At 30.3% G+C, this 17876-nt stretch carries 23 protein-coding genes, 1 tRNA gene and 1 pseudogene; 7 read left to right on the plus strand and 18 right to left on the minus strand.

Annotated elements, in window-relative coordinates:
* Positions 1–43 precede the first annotated feature (43 nt).
* Genes tnpB (NWE55_RS14680) through NWE55_RS14690 form a run of 3 tightly spaced genes read right to left on the minus strand, consistent with a single transcriptional unit; the run spans position 44 to position 1415 of the window.
* Positions 44–382, minus strand: a complete 339-nt coding sequence (gene tnpB / locus NWE55_RS14680) for an IS66 family insertion sequence element accessory protein TnpB (protein WP_081048718.1) — start codon at positions 380–382, stop codon at positions 44–46.
* Positions 382–672 (minus strand): IS66 family insertion sequence element accessory protein TnpA, encoded by a 291-nt coding sequence (gene tnpA / locus NWE55_RS14685; RefSeq protein ID WP_058699130.1) that lies wholly within the window; start codon positions 670–672, stop codon positions 382–384. Before tnpA (NWE55_RS14685) ends, tnpB (NWE55_RS14680) begins: the two co-directional genes overlap by 1 nt.
* Positions 673–707: 35 nt before the next feature.
* Entirely contained in the window at positions 708–1415 is a 708-nt protein-coding gene (locus NWE55_RS14690; RefSeq protein ID WP_258204350.1) for a phage integrase SAM-like domain and Arm DNA-binding domain-containing protein, read from the minus strand.
* A 195-nt stretch (positions 1416–1610) separates the two neighbouring features.
* Here NWE55_RS14690 and NWE55_RS14695 point away from each other — a divergent pair, with 195 nt between their 5' ends.
* Together NWE55_RS14695 and NWE55_RS14700 are read left to right on the plus strand one after the other, a co-directional pair.
* Complete coding sequence (locus NWE55_RS14695; protein ID WP_160339156.1) at positions 1611–1964, plus strand: ISAon1 family transposase N-terminal region protein; 354 nt, start codon at positions 1611–1613, stop codon at positions 1962–1964.
* A gap of 37 nt (positions 1965–2001) precedes the next feature.
* Complete coding sequence (locus tag NWE55_RS14700) at positions 2002–2937, plus strand: ISAon1 family transposase (RefSeq protein WP_258204716.1); 936 nt, start codon at positions 2002–2004, stop codon at positions 2935–2937.
* A gap of 172 nt (positions 2938–3109) precedes the next feature.
* Here NWE55_RS14700 and NWE55_RS14705 read toward each other — a convergent pair.
* Positions 3110–3194: transfer RNA gene (locus NWE55_RS14705), tRNA-Ser, on the minus strand.
* A 206-nt stretch (positions 3195–3400) separates the two neighbouring features.
* Between NWE55_RS14705 and NWE55_RS14710 the strand changes: the two genes are divergently transcribed.
* The 3 genes from NWE55_RS14710 to NWE55_RS14720 all read left to right on the plus strand — a co-directional run bounded on the left by NWE55_RS14710 (position 3401) and on the right by NWE55_RS14720 (position 5622).
* The gene (locus NWE55_RS14710) at positions 3401–3979 is read left to right on the plus strand and encodes a Crp/Fnr family transcriptional regulator (RefSeq protein WP_155093482.1); all 579 of its coding nucleotides are present in this window, start codon (positions 3401–3403) and stop codon (positions 3977–3979) included.
* Positions 3980–4038: 59 nt separating this feature from the next.
* The gene (locus tag NWE55_RS14715; protein WP_258204351.1) at positions 4039–4461 is read left to right on the plus strand and encodes a GNAT family N-acetyltransferase; all 423 of its coding nucleotides are present in this window, start codon (positions 4039–4041) and stop codon (positions 4459–4461) included.
* A 393-nt stretch (positions 4462–4854) separates the two neighbouring features.
* Positions 4855–5622 carry a hypothetical protein gene (locus tag NWE55_RS14720; protein ID WP_258204352.1) on the plus strand — a complete coding sequence of 256 codons (768 nt, stop codon included), beginning with the start codon at positions 4855–4857 and terminating at the stop codon, positions 5620–5622.
* A gap of 137 nt (positions 5623–5759) precedes the next feature.
* On the opposite strand, the gene tnpC is transcribed toward NWE55_RS14720, so the two are convergent.
* From tnpC to NWE55_RS14785, 13 genes are all read right to left on the minus strand, one after another.
* A complete protein-coding gene (tnpC, locus tag NWE55_RS14725) occupies positions 5760–7355 on the minus strand; it encodes an IS66 family transposase (RefSeq protein ID WP_058699585.1) in 1596 nt (531 codons plus the stop codon).
* Between the two features lie 49 nt (positions 7356–7404).
* Positions 7405–7743 carry an IS66 family insertion sequence element accessory protein TnpB gene (gene tnpB, locus NWE55_RS14730; protein WP_081048718.1) on the minus strand — a complete coding sequence of 113 codons (339 nt, stop codon included), beginning with the start codon at positions 7741–7743 and terminating at the stop codon, positions 7405–7407.
* Positions 7743–8033, minus strand: coding sequence for an IS66 family insertion sequence element accessory protein TnpA (gene tnpA, locus NWE55_RS14735; RefSeq protein WP_058699130.1), 291 nt, complete (start codon positions 8031–8033; stop codon positions 7743–7745). The genes tnpB (NWE55_RS14730) and tnpA (NWE55_RS14735) overlap by 1 nt, the downstream gene beginning before the upstream one ends.
* Positions 8034–8526: 493 nt before the next feature.
* On the minus strand, positions 8527–9477 hold the full coding sequence (locus NWE55_RS14740) for a hypothetical protein (protein WP_258204353.1): 951 nt from the start codon (positions 9475–9477) through the stop codon (positions 8527–8529).
* Between the two features lie 273 nt (positions 9478–9750).
* Positions 9751–10122: an integrase core domain-containing protein gene (locus NWE55_RS14745; RefSeq protein WP_308860672.1), complete on the minus strand. Its 372-nt coding sequence runs from the start codon at positions 10120–10122 to the stop codon at positions 9751–9753.
* Complete coding sequence (locus NWE55_RS14750) at positions 10100–10534, minus strand: hypothetical protein (protein WP_258204354.1); 435 nt, start codon at positions 10532–10534, stop codon at positions 10100–10102. The genes NWE55_RS14745 and NWE55_RS14750 overlap by 23 nt, the downstream gene beginning before the upstream one ends.
* A gap of 95 nt (positions 10535–10629) precedes the next feature.
* Positions 10630–10896 carry a transposase gene (locus NWE55_RS14755; protein WP_006261795.1) on the minus strand — a complete coding sequence of 89 codons (267 nt, stop codon included), beginning with the start codon at positions 10894–10896 and terminating at the stop codon, positions 10630–10632.
* Positions 10897–11043: 147 nt separating this feature from the next.
* A complete protein-coding gene (locus tag NWE55_RS14760; RefSeq protein WP_258204355.1) occupies positions 11044–11298 on the minus strand; it encodes a DUF262 domain-containing protein in 255 nt (84 codons plus the stop codon).
* A 451-nt stretch (positions 11299–11749) separates the two neighbouring features.
* Positions 11750–11932, minus strand: coding sequence for a hypothetical protein (locus NWE55_RS14765; protein ID WP_258204356.1), 183 nt, complete (start codon positions 11930–11932; stop codon positions 11750–11752).
* A 179-nt stretch (positions 11933–12111) separates the two neighbouring features.
* Positions 12112–13023, minus strand: coding sequence for an IS3 family transposase (locus tag NWE55_RS14770; RefSeq protein WP_308860670.1), 912 nt, complete (start codon positions 13021–13023; stop codon positions 12112–12114).
* Positions 12999–13313 carry a transposase gene (locus tag NWE55_RS14775; protein WP_155093491.1) on the minus strand — a complete coding sequence of 105 codons (315 nt, stop codon included), beginning with the start codon at positions 13311–13313 and terminating at the stop codon, positions 12999–13001. Before NWE55_RS14775 ends, NWE55_RS14770 begins: the two co-directional genes overlap by 25 nt.
* A gap of 798 nt (positions 13314–14111) precedes the next feature.
* On the minus strand, positions 14112–15059 hold the full coding sequence (locus NWE55_RS14780; protein ID WP_258204357.1) for a hypothetical protein: 948 nt from the start codon (positions 15057–15059) through the stop codon (positions 14112–14114).
* A 174-nt stretch (positions 15060–15233) separates the two neighbouring features.
* Positions 15234–16097 carry a pPIWI-associating nuclease domain-containing protein gene (locus NWE55_RS14785; RefSeq protein WP_258204358.1) on the minus strand — a complete coding sequence of 288 codons (864 nt, stop codon included), beginning with the start codon at positions 16095–16097 and terminating at the stop codon, positions 15234–15236.
* Between the two features lie 704 nt (positions 16098–16801).
* Between NWE55_RS14785 and NWE55_RS14790 the strand changes: the two genes are divergently transcribed.
* Together NWE55_RS14790 and NWE55_RS14795 are read left to right on the plus strand one after the other, a co-directional pair.
* Complete coding sequence (locus NWE55_RS14790) at positions 16802–17236, plus strand: DUF3408 domain-containing protein (RefSeq protein ID WP_258204359.1); 435 nt, start codon at positions 16802–16804, stop codon at positions 17234–17236.
* Complete coding sequence (locus NWE55_RS14795; RefSeq protein ID WP_258204360.1) at positions 17236–17523, plus strand: DUF3408 domain-containing protein; 288 nt, start codon at positions 17236–17238, stop codon at positions 17521–17523. Before NWE55_RS14790 ends, NWE55_RS14795 begins: the two co-directional genes overlap by 1 nt.
* Before the next feature lie 78 nt (positions 17524–17601).
* Here the strand turns inward: NWE55_RS14795 and NWE55_RS14800 are convergent.
* Positions 17602–17745: pseudogene (locus NWE55_RS14800) on the minus strand (JAB domain-containing protein); the annotation flags it as partial.
* Positions 17746–17876: the final 131 nt, after the last annotated feature.

Genomic DNA, 17876 nt, shown 5'->3' on the forward strand with positions numbered 1-17876 from the left:
AAAATACGTCAAAAGCCCAGAATATACAAGGTTTTAACCTGTTTTACTTCAATAAAAAACGCCTTTTTTGGTTACTTTTGATAACCTGGATTCCCTCTATCATCAGTACTAAATCAGTCCAACTTATTTGAGCTTTACTATGCGTGGGAAAAGCAAAAGTTCCTTGTTCTAAGCGCTTGTGGTATAGTACAAAGCCTCCTGCTTCCCAATGCAAGAGCTTCATTTGATTACAGCGTCTATTGATAAATATATAGACACTTCCACTATGAGCTACTTGATTAAGTTCATTCTGGACAAGTCCACAAAGGCTATCAAAACTCTTGCGCATATCACAAGCTTGTCTATACAAATGAAATTGATTAGAACTACTCAAACTAAACATTACACTAAGTTTACTAATGAATATAGTTCACTAAGATTATCCGTTTGTAGACGTAACTTTACACCATTGGGATATACTATCTCATATTCCTGAGTATTGATGACTTGACCTTTTGTTACAGTTATAAAATTATTGTCTAATTGCGTTGACTCTGACTTTGCCTTATACTTAACCACCCAATAACTAAAGGTTGCTAATTTAATTCCGACACTTTCACAGTATCTTGATTGCGTTAATCCACTTGTTTTCCAATCCTCTACATGAGAGTACATTATTTCTTGTTTGCTCATCTCTTTATTATTTCAAGCAAACTTACTACCTTACGTTAGCTTATGAAATATGGGCTTGGTCGGGTGGATACTAATGGTTTCTTATTGAGCTTAGTTTTTTTAGGTTTGTATTGCACAAATGGGTTCGAAGGAATAATTCCCTTAGCAACTGCTCGTAGAACAATCTTTTTGAAGTTTGAGATATACTTTATAGCAGTATTGTTAGAACACGCTCTAACGGTCTTTAAATAATGTTCATAGCCAAGTACAAATTCATAATTGAGTTCTCTGAACTCGATATCTTCTTTACAATAGATGTAACGAATATACTCTGCTACATGTGATCTTGCTGTTACATATCTTTCATGTGTTCCAATAGCATATTCTTTAGGCACTAACTTAAAAACTTCATCATTATGCTTTTGGAATTCTTCTAAAACTTTAGCTTTACTTGTTCCTTTACCTTGAATATAATCCATAAGTACAGTAGCAGTAATAGGTTCTTCATTGCTTAAGAGCTCTAATTTGTACTTGGTAATCTTAGATACAATTGTATCTAAAATATAGTTTAGCGTTTTGGCATCTTCTTTAGCTCCATTAGCACGACCTGCTTTTTGGTTCCATCTTTTGATATCCCATTTGTGACTAAGGGAAGTCTCTTTGCGAATACCATCTACTGTGATTCTTAGGTAAACACCTCTTAAATCACTTTTCTCTCTGCTTGGTTTGAGAAAGAAATTAATTGACAACTGTTTTTCTAACATAATTCAACTGTTTTAATTAATAATAAATGTCGAATTAAAACGTTCCAAAATCACAGTCTAAAACTCTCTGGCACCCTTTGGCGTCTAGGTTTACTTGATTGAAAGGTGCGCATCACTTGAATGTCTTTTTGGATCAATCTCAAAAGTTGTGTGTGAATTAAAAACTACAGATCTTTGTAATAATAAATAATAACCGTGGAAAACTATATTGAGTTTGTAAAAATGATTTTACCTGAGTTTTTAGTAGAACATTTTGATTTAGTAAAAACGATAAAACAAGGTGAAACAATGCACCTATATTTTGAAGAATTTAATAGAGTCCCGGATGAAGCAAAAGACCGTATTCTTATAGGTCATGGATTTCATAATGAAACCACAATACAAGATTTTCCTTTACGAGGAAATAGTGTTTATCTTCATGTCAAGCGTCGTCGTTGGTTAGATAAAACTACTCGCGAATTAGTACAGAGAGATTGGAATCTAGTAGCAAAAGGCACTCGTTTAACTGATGAGTTTGCCTCTTTTTTAAAAGAAATTAATAGATACTAAGGCAAGTGATTGCCATACAATAGGAGGTTTCTTTAATATTGATGGTAAAAAACTACAACGCCAATACAAAGATTCACTAAGTGATTTTCAAGCTTGGGAACATAAAGAACACGCTAAAGACTATCTTCTTTTTCCTGAAAACATAGGTCCTAAACTATCAATAGACGAAACAGCTTTGTCAAAAGGTGAGCTCTATACAATTATTACAAACAAATATAGTAGAGGAAAGCAAGGGAGTATAGTAGCAATTTTTTCTGGCACTAAAGTAGAGCCTATTATAGAGAAGCTTCTTACAATCTCCTCTAAGACAAGATCTAAAGTTAAGGAGATAACACTTGATATGGCAAATTCTATGAAAAAAATTGTTACGAAGTGCTTTGTTAATGCGACACAAGTAACAGATCGTTTTCATGTACAGAAACTAGTAAATGAAGCATTACAAGATATTAGAATACAAGAACGTTGGAATGCTTCAGATATTGAAAACAACTTAATCCTACAAGCTAAAAAAGAAGGTAAACAATTTATTCCAATAGAATTTGATAATGGAGATACAGCTAAGCAACTACTTATAAGAAGTAGATATCTACTAACTATGGATCCAAGTAAATGGACTACTAATCAAATGCAAAGAGCAGATATATTATTTAATCAATATCCTTTGATTAAACAAGCTTATAATGTAGCGCAAAACTTAAGAATAATATATAACACAACCACAGTAAAAGAAGTAGCTTATACTAAACTGGCTCATTGGTACAATGATGTTATGAAGATTAATTTAAAACAATTCGGCACTGTTATCAATACAATGCAAATCAATTATAAAACAATTCTTAACTATTTTGATAATAGAAGTACCAATGCCTCTGCTGAATCTTTTAATGCAAAAATTAAAGCATTCAGAGCTCAGTTTAGAGGTGTAAGAGATATTGATTTCTTTTTATACAGATTGACTAAGCTTTATGCCTAAACACAACTTTTGAGATTGATCCGTCTTTTTGTGCACCGAATCTATAACTTTTTTAGGTGCACTTTTGAATAAAATGCGATACCCCTAAAAAAGAAAAAACCTATAATTCATTGTGAATCATAGGTTTTGTGCTTTTTTACTAACTTTTGAAAAGTTACTATTTATAATTTCGCGGAGAAAGAGGGATTCGAACCCCCGGACCTGTTACAGTCAACGGTTTTCAAGACCGCCGCATTCGACCACTCTGCCATTTCTCCAGTCGAACTCTCTTGTTCTGTATTGCGAGTGCAAATATAGTACAATTTGTATTGTGCGCAAATGTTTTTTGTATCAAATGGCTACTTTTTTTTGAATGAAATCATAAGTGCTTTATTGTCTGTTTTTTATATTTTTAATAAAAGTAAATATTTTTTTATAGAAAGTGGTTAAGTCCTTAATTTTGCAAGATTAGATAATAGTAAAGATGCTTTTAGAGAAACTAATAAAAGAATTTGATGTTGACAAGGGAGTGTTTACGCAAAGGGAGTATGACTTGTTTGATGGTTATTTTGAAAGGATAGAAGTGCAGAGGAATGCTTTTCTAATCGAACAAGGGCAAGTGGAGCGATATAGCTACTTTATCTCAGATGGGGCATTTCGTTGTTGGACGTTGAATCACAAAGGTGATGAACAGACTTTTTGGTTTTGCTTGGCGGGAACATTTTCTATGAGCAATATTTCATTTACCTTAGAAGAACAGTCTTTATTCAATGTACAAGCTGTGATGTCAAGTGTAGTTTATCGCATTGACAAGGAACAAGTGGTTAGATTGTATACAGAGCTTCCTCTTGTAAAGGAGGTCTTTAGTGATTTGACGGCTAAACTTCTCAATCGCTTATTGAAAAGGAATATTGATTTGATAAAGTACACTTCTGAGCAATATTATTTAGAGCTGCTAAACGAATATGGTGAGTTGATGAATTATTTGCCTTTGAAAGATATTGCCTCTTTTATTGGAGTAACACCACAAGGGCTTAGTCGGATACGCAAGCGAATTTTTTAACCCAGGTTCAGTAGTTGTTTGATTAAAAGTACAATTTTTGTTGTTCTAAAATTTAGATTATGATTCGAAGAATAAAGGTAGGGGATTATCCCCGTTTAATGCAAATCTGGGAAAGTGCAGTTTTGAATACTCATGATTTCCTAAAGAATGAAGATTTTCTGTATTACAAAGAGCATATTCCTTTGTACTTTGAACACGTTTCTTTGTGGGGGTATGAAAGCAAAGGCGTTTTAGTTGGCTTTATGGGGATAGCTGAAGATAGCTTGGATATGTTGTTTATTGATCATGAGTATAGGGGAGAGGGAATAGGCAAACAAATGATTGCTTATGCCAGAGATTCATTTCATATCAAAAGAGTGGATGTGAATGAACAAAATTGGCAAGCGGTAGGGTTTTACAAACACTTAGGATTTAAAGTTATCGATAGATCGGAGACAGATGCACAGGGTAAAGCTTATCCGGTATTGCACTTGGAACTTTAATGTGTCGATTAGGTCCTCTTTTTATTGTTATTAAGTGTTTTGTATTTATTATTTAGTCAAGTAAAAGATAATCTTCTTTTATTTCACATACTATTATAAATAAAGGTGTTCACTTTATTGGATTATGGTGGGCATCTTATAGCGAAAGTTTAATCTATGATTGAAATTAGTTGATTAAAAATCAGATAGACTGTTTGATTTTGATATAAATGTGATGGGGTGGTGTGCTTATATTTAGTGTCTTGTTACTATTTTTGATCATAATAGTTTAACAACTTTTAAAGTTGTGAACATAAACAATGTTATGGACTATACAAATATGGTTATGAGTAACATATCTTTAATTTAATCGTTTTTATGCAATGAGATATTTTAAGAAAAATAGTAAATAATATGATAAAAATAATATTGAAGTTGTTTGTTATATCTCTAATTTTTAGCGGATGTAGTAAGGAGCAAAAAAAAGTGATTAATAAAGAGCAAAAGAATATCATTGTGTATTGCAATATAGAGGATTTTGATCTTGACTTTTTAATGTTAAATGGGAAAATGTATAGTTCAAGTAATGAAGAACATCTTGAGTATAGAGGGGTTTATAAGTCAAAGAACGTTTTTATGAATTCAAATAGTCAAGGATATGCCTTGAGAGTCTATACAGATAGTACTATTTCTTTCAATAGATATGATTTAGATTGGAAAATTATATCCCATAAGTTGAATTCTGCTTTGGGATATGATATATTAGAATATAAGGTTAATTCTAAAAAAGAGATTTATGATTTAGTTAATTATGATGAATTATATAATTTCTCTATAGATAATGTATTTAAATTTATGAGTGATGAGAAGATTAATAGTGATTTTATGAATTATAACTCATTAGAAGATCCAGAGTTTCCTGTGCCGTATATATATCGTGGAGATATCTCCCAGTATGGTTACAAATTAAATAGCGATAATGCTAATGACAAACATTTTGTTTGGATTTTATCTAATGTCCAAAGAATAGATAAGTTTGAAATACTTTATATTATATTAGATGGACAAACAGGAGAAGAGCTTTGTAGAGAAATATATATGGGTAAAGGACCAGCTGAGAATTACGGTACAGAAGCTAGATATGACCTAAAATATATTAGTAGTAAAATAAAGGCTTTGTAATTTTTATTGATTACAGATCTCTAAGGGGGGCTATATAGACACAAAGAAAACCAATCCCTCATTGCATTCGGTTTTGTGGTTTTTTATTTAGCAAGAGGAACGTATGCACCCGAGCAAGTACATCTTGTGAGATATAATTATTCTTCTACAACGTTTGAGTTTAATGTTTTATAGTTATGAGGATATAAATCTGTAATGTTCTTGTGGTTGATAGATTGAATATTTTCTAGAACATATTTAAGCCATTGGTATGGATTAATATCGTGCTTTTTGCAGTTAGCAAAAAACGTATACGCCATAGCCGCCCTTTGAGCTGCATCGTGTGATCCTGCAAAGAGATAGTTTTTACGTCCAATAGCTACTGGTCTAATTACATTTTCAATGAGATTATTGTCTATCTGTAAGTTTCCATCATATAAGTACGCACTAAGATTATCCCATCTAGTTTGTGAGTAAGCAAAAGCTTTACCTATTTGACTTTTAGGAAGTACGAGTTTCATTTGAACAAACATATATTTACCCAGTTCATTGATGATTGGTAAGCTTTGTTCTAATCGAAGTTCTTTAATTTGCTCTGGGGTTAAGTTTTGTTCTTTTGCTTTTCTTTCTACAGCATATAGTTTTTGTATTTCTACAAGTACATGCTGTGCTTTTGTCTTATCATTGTCAAGAGCTCTTTCAAACTCACGACGAGCGTGTGCCCAACAGCCCAGATGAACTACACCAGACTTAGCTCCATAGGCTTTGTATCCGCTATAACCATCGGTTTGCAGATATCCTTTGAAGTTTTCTAATACAGGTAGTGCAGCGCTACCACTACGTGTGGGACTGTAATTGAACATTACGAGTTTGGATATAGGTGCGTGATACACCCAATAATACCCAAGATGAGATTTATCTTTCTTTTTCTCATCTAAGACTTTGATGGTGGTTTCATCAACTTGAAGATATCCTTCATTTTTGATGTCCAGCAGAAGCTTTTCATATAGTGGTTTTAAAGCATCCATACATTGAGCTGCCCAGCCATCTATAGTAGAAGAAGCTATATCGATATTTTCTCTTGAAAAGCGTTGCTTCTGTCTATATAGCGGAAGGTGATCTACGTATTTGTCAACAAGTATTGTAGATAATAATCCTTCAGAAGGTATTCCTTTATCTATAATTCGCTCTGGAAGCAGTGCAATACTGATTTGCGTATTGTCTTTGTCTTTCGTGGCGTATTTATATCGGATGTAACGTTTTATTTTAAAGTAACCTGGAACATAATCTAAGACATCTGTAGTTTCTTTACCAATGCAAATCTTATCAGATAAATCTCCCTCTGGGTAGATTTCTATTTCTTCTACAGGTAAATGATCGGGTAGTTTAGCTCTTCCTGGATGTTTTTTCTTCTGACGAGAATAAGTGATCTCTTGTTTGATTACTTCTTCTTGTTCTTCCAGGACTGCTTGCTGAACCTCTAAAGGTAACTGTGTTTGATTAGGGTCTTCGAAACGCTCGCGTTTTTGTCCAAATTGCATGCGTCGTAAAAGATCTACTAAGCGTTGGAGTTCTTGCTTTTCTTGTTCTAGCTGAGATGTCTTTTGCTCTAACTTAGATGTCTTTTGCTCTAACTTAGATGTCTTTTGCTCTAACTTAGTATTTATTTTGTCTTGTTTGGAAATAGTCTTAGACTGCTTTTTTATAAGCGCCAAAAGTTGTTCTTTCGATAAGTTTTCTAAGTCTATTTCCATGAAGTAAAAATACGTCAAAAGCCCAGAATATACAAGGTTTTAACCTGTTTTACTTCAATAAAAAACGCCTTTTTTGGTTACTTTTGATAACCTGGATTCCCTCTATCATCAGTACTAAATCAGTCCAACTTATTTGAGCTTTACTATGCGTGGGAAAAGCAAAAGTTCCTTGTTCTAAGCGCTTGTGGTATAGTACAAAGCCTCCTGCTTCCCAATGCAAGAGCTTCATTTGATTACAGCGTCTATTGATAAATATATAGACACTTCCACTATGAGCTACTTGATTAAGTTCATTCTGGACAAGTCCACAAAGGCTATCAAAACTCTTGCGCATATCACAAGCTTGTCTATACAAATGAAATTGATTAGAACTACTCAAACTAAACATTACACTAAGTTTACTAATGAATATAGTTCACTAAGATTATCCGTTTGTAGACGTAACTTTACACCATTGGGATATACTATCTCATATTCCTGAGTATTGATGACTTGACCTTTTGTTACAGTTATAAAATTATTGTCTAATTGCGTTGACTCTGACTTTGCCTTATACTTAACCACCCAATAACTAAAGGTTGCTAATTTAATTCCGACACTTTCACAGTATCTTGATTGCGTTAATCCACTTGTTTTCCAATCCTCTACATGAGAGTACATTATTTCTTGTTTGCTCATCTCTTTATTATTTCAAGCAAACTTACTACCTTACGTTAGCTTATGAAATATGGGCTTGGTCGGGTGGATACAGAGGAACGTAGAAAGCGAGTATTGAATAGAAAGAGGGATTACAGATCCTAAGTGGGTATATTGACACAAATAAAATCAATCCCTCATTGCATTCGGTTTTGTGCTTTTTTATTTAACAAAAGGAACGTAGAAAGCGAGCTTTCCGTTCCTTTTGTTAAATAAAAAAACCGATAACGAATGTTATCGGTTTTTTTTGCGGAGAAAGAGGGTTAGCCTCTTTTACTCAGTATGCTTTATAAATAGGGATGCTCATTTTTTTGGATTGGGGTGAGCACCTTATTCCGAAAGTTTTTAACTATGATTAGAATTGTTTGATTCAAAATCAAATATACTATTTTATATTTATTTTGGAGGAAAAGAGATTTTTTCAATTTAATAATAAAATCTTTGTTTTCTCAATACGAAGTTAGCTGTAGCAATTTTACGGTAACTTTAATATTTCATCTGTAATTTTATTATATATATAGCTAATGGTATCATTTTCAATTGCTTTAGATAAGGCTAAATCTATTAGTTTACCTTTTAACACTTGGCCAAAGTTCTTTTTATTGAGTTTTGAATGAAGGTCTTTTAACTCTTCTATTTCTTCAAAGATAATTTGTTGACCATACCCTAACTTTTCTAGTTTTAACAAAATTTGATCAATTGTTTTTTCAAATTCTAATTGATTATCATCTATTTTCTCGTAGTTAGATTTTGATGTTTTTTGTTTTTCTTCAACATACATTTTTCCTTGAATTGTAAGCTGAGCACTTACATCTCTCGCAGACATTACATTTATTAGCCCTTTCTTTTCTAAAACCTTAGTTAACTCTCTCTCTTCCCCATGACGACTTAATTTTATCCCATTTGCATTTAAAATACTATTGATTGAAATATAATTAGTATCATAAAGTATGTATAATTTTTCGAGTATTAGATTTAGAACATTCTCTGTGGAATAATTATCTCTATTGTTTAATTCAATTAGTTCTGGATAGATTATAGAGTCTGAAGCACTTAAAAATTTTAAATAGAAACTTAGATATTTTAATAAACTTTCTAATTTATTTTTAAAACTAATGTTATTTTCTCTATTCTCCTGCTCTTTATCTTTTGGAAAATTAAATTTTCTATTGTATTGATTTTGTGGTGTATTATATGTGTTGTTTTGCTCTCTAAAAGCATTTTTTATTTCAGAACTAAGTTCATTAATATTAGGCTCAAATGAAGACTCGAACTCATTTAGAATTTTCGTATGCCAAATAGAAATATATTCTTTTTGCTCTTCATAATTCTTATTAGTGTCAAAATTTTGAACTATTTCATTTCCCTCGACAATTAGTTCACTAACATTTTTTTTGAAAACATTCCAATCGGTAATCAATTTCACTTTGTAGAGTCTCTTTTATGGTTATAATTAACGTTTTGATGCTTGGCGAAGGTGGCGACTTTATCACTAAACTTCGTACGAAGTACTAATTTCAAAGTTACGAAAAAATTTTATACGAAGTATGAAACCGCCACTTTTCCAAACGCTTGTTAACAGTAGTTTTTCTCATTCATTTTCTATGTTTGTTTTAGAATTTTCAAAAGCGTTTTTAATTGTGTCGTTATCATTAGGAGTTTTCTGTTCAAACATGATAGTCTTGTAGGCTTCCCTTTTTTAGGACACCTCTAAATTCGACAAATAATTCTTATTATGTTCAGATTTGATGAAGAATTTAAATTCTTCATCAAATCTGGGCTTATATTCTTTAGGCGATTTATTCCCTAATGCTTTATGAGGATGGTTAAAATTGTAATCCTCTTTCCATTTATCAGCCAATCTTTGTAACTGGTAGATATCATTGAAGTAAAAAGCATCTAATATATCCTCTCTAAAAAATCGATTAAAACGTTCTATATATCCATTCTGCATTGGTTTGCCAGGCTGGGTATATTTAATTTCTATAAAATTATTCTCACACCAATTTACAAAGGTTTTAGAGATAAATTCAGGGCCGTTATCACATCTAATGTACTTTGGAATACCTATTTCTTGTTTTTAAGTTTTCTAATGTTTCTATTACCGCCCTTGCAGGATAACTTAATCCAGCTTCAATAGCTATTGCTTCTCTATTACAGTCATCTAATACATTAAAAACTCGTACCTTTCTACCATCTGTAAGTAAGTCACTCATAAAGTCCATACTCCAACACTCATTGAGTACTTGTGGTGTTTCTAAAGGCTGTTTAACTCTTGTTATTAAACGTTTCTTATGTTTTCTTCTTAGACTTAGTTTCATTAAGCGATAAACGCGTAGAACTCTTTTTCTGTTCCATATAAGTCCTTCTCTGCGTATCTTATTGTAGTACTCATCAAAGCCGCGAGTAGGATATTGTTCTGCTAATTCGCTTAGTTTATCAATAACCTGTGTATCATCTTTTTTACTTTGATAATACCACATCGATCGGCATAATCCAACTAATAAACAAATACGAACAATGGATAACTTATATTGCTCTAACAGATACTTTGCTCTTTCTATTTTATCTGCTGAGCTTAGAACTTTTTTGACAGAATATCTTTGAGCATTTTATTGTCTAAACTAACATCTGCATACATCTGTTTAAGCTTGCGATTTTCTTCTTCAAGTTCTTTTAAACGTTTCAACTCTTGTTTTTCCATTCCACCATACTTCTTTCTCCAATAGTAGAATGTACTCTTATCAATACCTAATTCTCGAGAGATTTCACTTACTGATCTTCCCTGTTCATTTTCTTTGAGAGCTTTAATGATTTGGCTCTCACTAAAATTACTTGTTTTCATACTTGACAGTTTTGTTTAAAGTTAATAATTTCGAATTAACATCTGTCCGATTTTTAGGGAAGCCTACAGTCTGTATTGTTGTACTTTTTATTCTACGTTGGTCTTTTTCGTCTAATTCTTTAAAAGATTTATTTTTAAATCTTATATTTATCTTGTCTGTATTAGACAATCTAAAAATCTTTCCATCTTTTCTCCAGAGCCATTTTTTACATAATCATAAACTGTCATGATTCTTTGATAACCGTCAATAATTAGTTTTTTATCGTCTTGGGTATTTGCTAAAAATATGCTTGGAACGGGTAATCCTAAAAGTATAGATTCAATAAATCTACTAGCTTCAGTTTTTTCCCATACATAATATCTCTGTAGTTCAGGCTTTAGCAACTCATCTTCTTCATACATTGTAATTAATTTCCTGAATGATAAATCGGCTCCCCAAGAATTTATATTGTATAAATCATCATTTGAGTAATTGTCATTAATTTCTTCTTGAATTTCTTCTATATATTATAGTAATTAGTTTTTTTTAAGTTTGTATCTAACATCTTCCTATCTGTTTCGTTAAAAATGTTTATAGTGGCATTTCGTAAAATCAGTATGTTATGCTAATTATTTATATATAAATAAGATACTTAAAGAGAATAGTTTGGTATATAATGAAGTAATTCAATTTACAATTAATTTATATGAATGTGAATAACGAAATAAACCAGTATATCCTAGCTTGCTGTATATAGCTTAGTTTAGTAACTTATAACTGGTATTCAAACATACAAAACAATTTTAAATATGACCTATAAAAATCTGTAACACCCTCAATATTTTGAGTCTATGTTAACGGAAGTGACTATTATTATTCTTTTACTGTCGATAATATTGCAATTCCTTTAACTATTCCTGCCATTTCGTATGAAATTCCAACACTTTCAGTAGTTTTATATTCACTGTTATCATACTTTTTAAAAATTTCTTTTGCTCTTTCATATGATTCGGGAAATTCATTTTTATTTTGTTCTAAGAAGCTTAGACTTGCCAAAATGAATCCTTCATGCGTAAATTCCGTATCTTTACTCTTGATTAATAAATCGGCCGATTTTGAAACTTTTTCTATTTTATCAATCTTTGAATTTTGATAAAAAATAAAAATTGATAAAGAACCTAATGTTTTGACCCCTATAAACCTAGAGTATTTTTAAATTTTTAAAGTATAATGTTTTAGGCTACTTTTTCTCTGCTACAAATCAAGTGTTTGTCCTTTTCCCATTTCTCCATTGGAGTGATTTTTCCAAGCAAGCCATGTAGTCTTTTGTTATTATAAAATACTACGTACTTCTTTAATATTTGTTCTATTTGTCCAAAAGTAAAGTATTCAAATTTAGTAAAAACCTCTCTTTTTAAAGTACCGTGATAGGCTTCTATGTGAGCATTTTCCTCTGGTGTTGCTACGTGTGTAAATTCTTGTGATACACCTACTAAGGAAAGATATTCTCTTACATTCTTGGCAATAAATTGACTACCATTATCCGATCTAATAACCACATTTTTAGGGTAATCTAACTCTTCAAAAAGCCCTGACAATAATTCTATTACCTGCTTCTGCTTAATATTAAAGCTGAAGTAGTCTTTTAATATTCTACGACTGTGTACATCAATTACAGAAAGTAAATAAGCATTTTTACCTTTTTGTGGTATCCATACCATCTTAATATCCATTTCAATACACTCTAAGGGTCTCGTAGTCTTTACTTTACGATGCTTAACGTACTTCTTATCCGAATGATCTCTAGTTATACGAGTTTGTAAAAGCTTGGCGTTTTTCATGATACGATATACTTTTTTATGGTTAATGGTGTACCCTTCGCGTTTAAGATACTCGCTCATCATACGGTAGCCACAATCCATAAAATCACCCCTTAAAAGCTCTTTAATTGACTCTACAACAGTTTGTTCATTAACCCAACCTTGGGTTTTATGATAGGTTAATAAAGTAGCTTTATTACCTTTTGACTTGCCAGAACCCTTGAAGTAGTACGTGCTTTCACTTAAGCCAACCCAATGTATTAGTTTAGCTTTACTTTTTTGATATTTACTATAAAAGTATTCTACCAGATCTTTTTTGGATCGGATGTCCCAAACTTTTTTTTTAGAAGTTCACGTTGAACTTCTAATTCTATTTCTTTATCACTTAGTAGTTTACGGAGAATCTTATTCTCTTCTTCTGCTTTTTTAAGTTCTTTTGATTTGTCAGAAACAGCAGGTCTTAATCCTGATTCTCCTTGAGAATCGAATTTCTTCTTCCATGAGTAGAAAGTACCTGTACTTAAACTGTGTTTACGACAAGTTTCTATTACCCCATTTTCTTCTGCTTCTTCTAAAATTGATAGCTTCTCAGATAAGCTCCATTTCTTGTATTTCATAAGTCCAAAGTTATGTAATTAATTTACTAGTTTCACTCCAGCTTATTTAGGGGCTAAGATACCTAAGACCAAAACAAATATGATTTTTACAAAAAAATTATTTTTCCATTCTATAGGAAAAAAGAAGCCTATTATTCCTATTAAACCACTAATAAAACCAAAAATTGATATTGTGTCCATATTTATTTAGAGGGGGTAAATTATTACTATTAATGTTTTAGAGTTTGGTGGTAAAGAATCCACCTATTGCCGAATTTTAACAAAAATACAAATTTATATCCAAGAAGAAAATGCGAATTATGAACTATTTATTCGCTATGTATAAACCAATATTAGTAATATTTATATTTTTGTTGTTTTGTTATATGTGGATATACTTTTATTGATTAAAATTATAATACAAATAAATAAAGTAATCGTTAATATCAATAAGAGGTATACTAAGTATCCATCAACAACTATCTCTTCATTTAGCTTAATGGAGAATTTATAAAATCCAAAATATTTAATAACTAAAGATATTATGTAAATTAAAAGTGAAGACCATAAACAATAAATTATATAAGAATTGAATCTTCTCATACGTTTTATGTAATTTTTATAGGATGTTTCTTTTAAAGTTTGTAAAGGTACTTTTTCACTTAACTTGATTAACTCATTTATTTCATTTAAAGATTCTTTTTTGTTTAATATAAATGAATAAATTACTGTATACAAAGTTGCGCAAAAGCCAAATATTACTAATGCGAAGTTTGATATATCTGATAATATATTGATTAAACTATCCATTGGATAAATTTATTGATTTTGTTTGTAAAAATCTCTTAAAGCCAATTCTAAATTTTTTAAAACAAATCCTTTTTCAAAAATGTTCTTTAAGTCTTCTTGATTAAGTTCATATTGAGAATTAAATATTTCTTCTATACTATTACTCAATTTATTTAGATCACTTTTGTATTCCTGGGTTATTTTAATTTCACGTTTATTTTTTACCAGTTTGAAAGTTCTCCTAATAAAGGAGCCATCAGTTTGGTTCAATAAATTTTCAAATTTTTCAGATGGTATATCTTTATAATTGTTTTTTGTGATTTTAGAAACTTTTGACTTAACTAAATATTTTTTCATTTTTATGTCTGGATCATCAGCTTCTTCATATTGAGATGATAAATGAATTTCTACATTCTCAAGAATTTTATCTTCGTGTAATTCTTTTAATATATTGTCAAGTTTCAAATTTCTTATTTTTATATCAAGAATTTTATTTGATACAAGTTTGCAAATTGAAATAATTTCGTGGCTATCTTTTGTTGGATCATCATAAACAAAAAATTTAAATTGATAGGAAAACTTGTCTGTGGAAGGACCAAAAATACAAGGATAAATTAGCATAAAGTTAGTATCACTACCAACTTTATCTGTTGATTTAAGTTCTTTTTTTTCATCAATTTCAACAAAACCATCCAATAAGTTTGTGTTATATGCAGTAACTTTTAGTAATAAAGTAGGTACTTTTTCAAATTCAGAATCAAAATATTCAATTTTAGAAATTTGCATTTCTTTTACTTTGCTACTTTTAGATTGAGTTACAACTTTTTTTGATTCATTGAATTTATCAATTTTGCTTTTGATATAATCAATTAGAGAATTATAATTGTTGAATTCAAATAATCCGCCTTCTGTTCTATCTTTAATTTCAGAAGAAAATATTGGAACTTTAATTTTGTGGATGTAATTTGAGTCATTCATAAATATTCTTGGTAAATTATTGCTACTAATGCTTTGGGCTTTGAGAAGTGACGAGAATTGAAATCAAAAGTTTTAATTAAACGCCAAATAAAGTTTCAATCTTAAGAGAAACTATCCATTTTGCATATGTATATTAGTTGTATTATTATATCTTTATTTTTTCTTCTCAATTAACTATTTATCTAGTTCTTCATTACTAATATTATTACAATACCATTTTGATGTATCAACATCAAATTCTTCCACTACATAGTCATCTGAAGGAAACTTATTGCTTATTTCATATCTCACTTGTGTCTCAAATGGAAAGGATTCGTTTATATCTAAACCATCATTGTTTACACGTTCGCTTCTAGAACCATATTCAAGTGTAATGTGTAGATCTCCATATACATTGACAATTATTTCTGTATTAGTGATTTCTTCAATATGGTACGCATTAACTTCTCCAAATTCAAGTGAGTAATGTGGCGCTAAAGAATCAATGTTTTCGTACGAGTTGCAAAGAATCGTATCAATCATATGCTCTTCAATTTTGCCATCTAAGAAATTTTTTAAAGTTTCCTTGTAATCAATGATTGTATTTACAAAACTTTCAAATGTTTTTAAAACCTTATCACTATTTGTTTTTATTTGTTTCTCAGTGAGCATGAAGTTCTCAGAATTTATATGAGTATATTTACTTAAAGAATCAATAGTAGTTTTTAATTCTTTAATAGTAGTTTTTAATTCTTTAATATTAAATCCTAATTCTTCAAGGAGTTTATCAGTTAATCCGCCTTGAATTGCATATTTTACTTTTTGACTTCTTGTAGGTTTACCATTTTCACTTTCTACTTTAAACCAAGGACAATTAAATATTAATTCTTCAGGGGAAAGTGAATTTAAAAAATGTCTGGATAACTCGCGAATACTATAACAAAAATTATGATAACGAAGTATGTTATTCTCATCTTCCAAATTTTTCAAACTTGCTTTGAATAATAATTTTTCGAAATCAGACTTTAGGATTTTTTCAATTTGTTGTAAAGTACTCATAATATTATAGTTAATTATCGTCGACTTAGCTGAGTATGGCTTTGAATTGTATGGTAACTCAATTCTATCCAGACGTAGCCAAAGCTTTAGCTATTTTTAAAGCAATAAGAAGCAAAACAATTTTGGTAGATTGCTAGGTTGAAAATATTCTATTCTAATTTAACTTCAAACTTTACGAAACTAATGCTGTGAGAAGTTAGTACATTATTCTTCAAACATATTAAAACTTTCTCTAATAATATTACGGAAATCCGTAAACCCCTCAATATTTTGAGTCTATCTACTATTCTAACAAAAACTATCGACTTTGGAGTAGTTTTCTAACCCTCTGCAAGAGCAAGTAGTTTTGATGGCACGAACGTAGTTTCGAGTGCCTCAAAACATAACTTGCTGTGATCTTTCGATTACTAAATCCTCCAATTTTACAAAGTAAAATCTATAGTGATTTCATATTAAGAAATCACTCACTATTTGACACTAAAGTGCCAAGTATAACCTTAAAATTCTATTTAAAGTTTTCAAACTGTATATATTCTTTCTTTGCTATAAGATAGTAAAGTAAGTCTTGCAATTGTCTTTTAATTAGCGCTTTAAAGCTGTTTTAAAATAATCTTGGTGTAAAAACTTAAAAGAGTAAAGTTTTTGACAAACTAAAGCTTACAACTATCCATAATGTAAAATGTAAACCTTTAAAAATGTACAATATGGGAACAATAAACCAACCATCAAAAAAAGACACTCGAAATGAGTTAGTCGATGAAGACTACTTAATGAATATCATGAGTGGTGATATAGAAGTTAAGTCTGTAGAACAAGTTAAACCTATCGTAGAAGAAAAAGAAGAACCTCTAAGCCAAGAAGAAGTAACAAAAGTCAAAGAGAAGAAGTCAAAGAAAGAATTAGCAACTACTAAATACCAAGAGCTTTTTCTAATTAATGAATTTCCTTCATCAAGAGCAGGAAAGGTTGTTTATATCCGACCTGAGTATCACGAAGTATTACTTCGTATAACGCAACTGGCTAAAGAAGAAAAAACTACGCTTTACTCTTATTTAGACAATATCTTAAAGCAACATTTACAGCAGTATAGCTCTGAGATTACCCAATATTTTAATGACAAATTCAAACCTATTTTATAATGGAAAAACTTAATCAATTAAGAGAATCAACTCAAGTACAGATTACTAAGAGTATAGAGAATTATGTAGATACTTTTTTAAATGAAGTATCTACTAAAGCAAAAGATGGCAAAACGGTTTATATTCGTCCTGAGTCCCATAAGAAATTAACACGTATAGTTGAAGTAATAGGAGAAAATAAGGTATCTGTCTATGCTTATTTATATAATCTATTAGAACATCATTTCAATGAATTGGAACAAGAGATAACCATAAGCTTTAATGAAAAGAATAAACCTATTTTTTAAGTATTTCAATAAAATAATAAAGATGTAAAACTGTAAAAGTACTTTTACAGTTTTACATCTTTAAATAACGAAGGTACCTTATAAGATGCCTTCATCTGCAAAAGAGTAATAACTCTCTGCTGTTGTAATTAAATGATCTAAAAGCATAATATCAAGTATCTTACTCGCTTCTTTAATCTTTCTTATAATTTCTATATTAGTATCACTTGAAGCTATTTTTCTTGATAGATGATTTTATATAATCAAAAAAATCTTTACTTTCACTCTTAAAAGAGTAGAGAAGATATTTTTTAAAAAAAATAAATATAACATTGATTATAAAAAAGTTATAATAGTATAACTGAGTTTCATCT

The sequence above is a fragment of the Myroides albus genome (genome assembly GCF_024722315.1).
GTDB lineage: Bacteria > Bacteroidota > Bacteroidia > Flavobacteriales > Flavobacteriaceae > Flavobacterium > Flavobacterium album_A.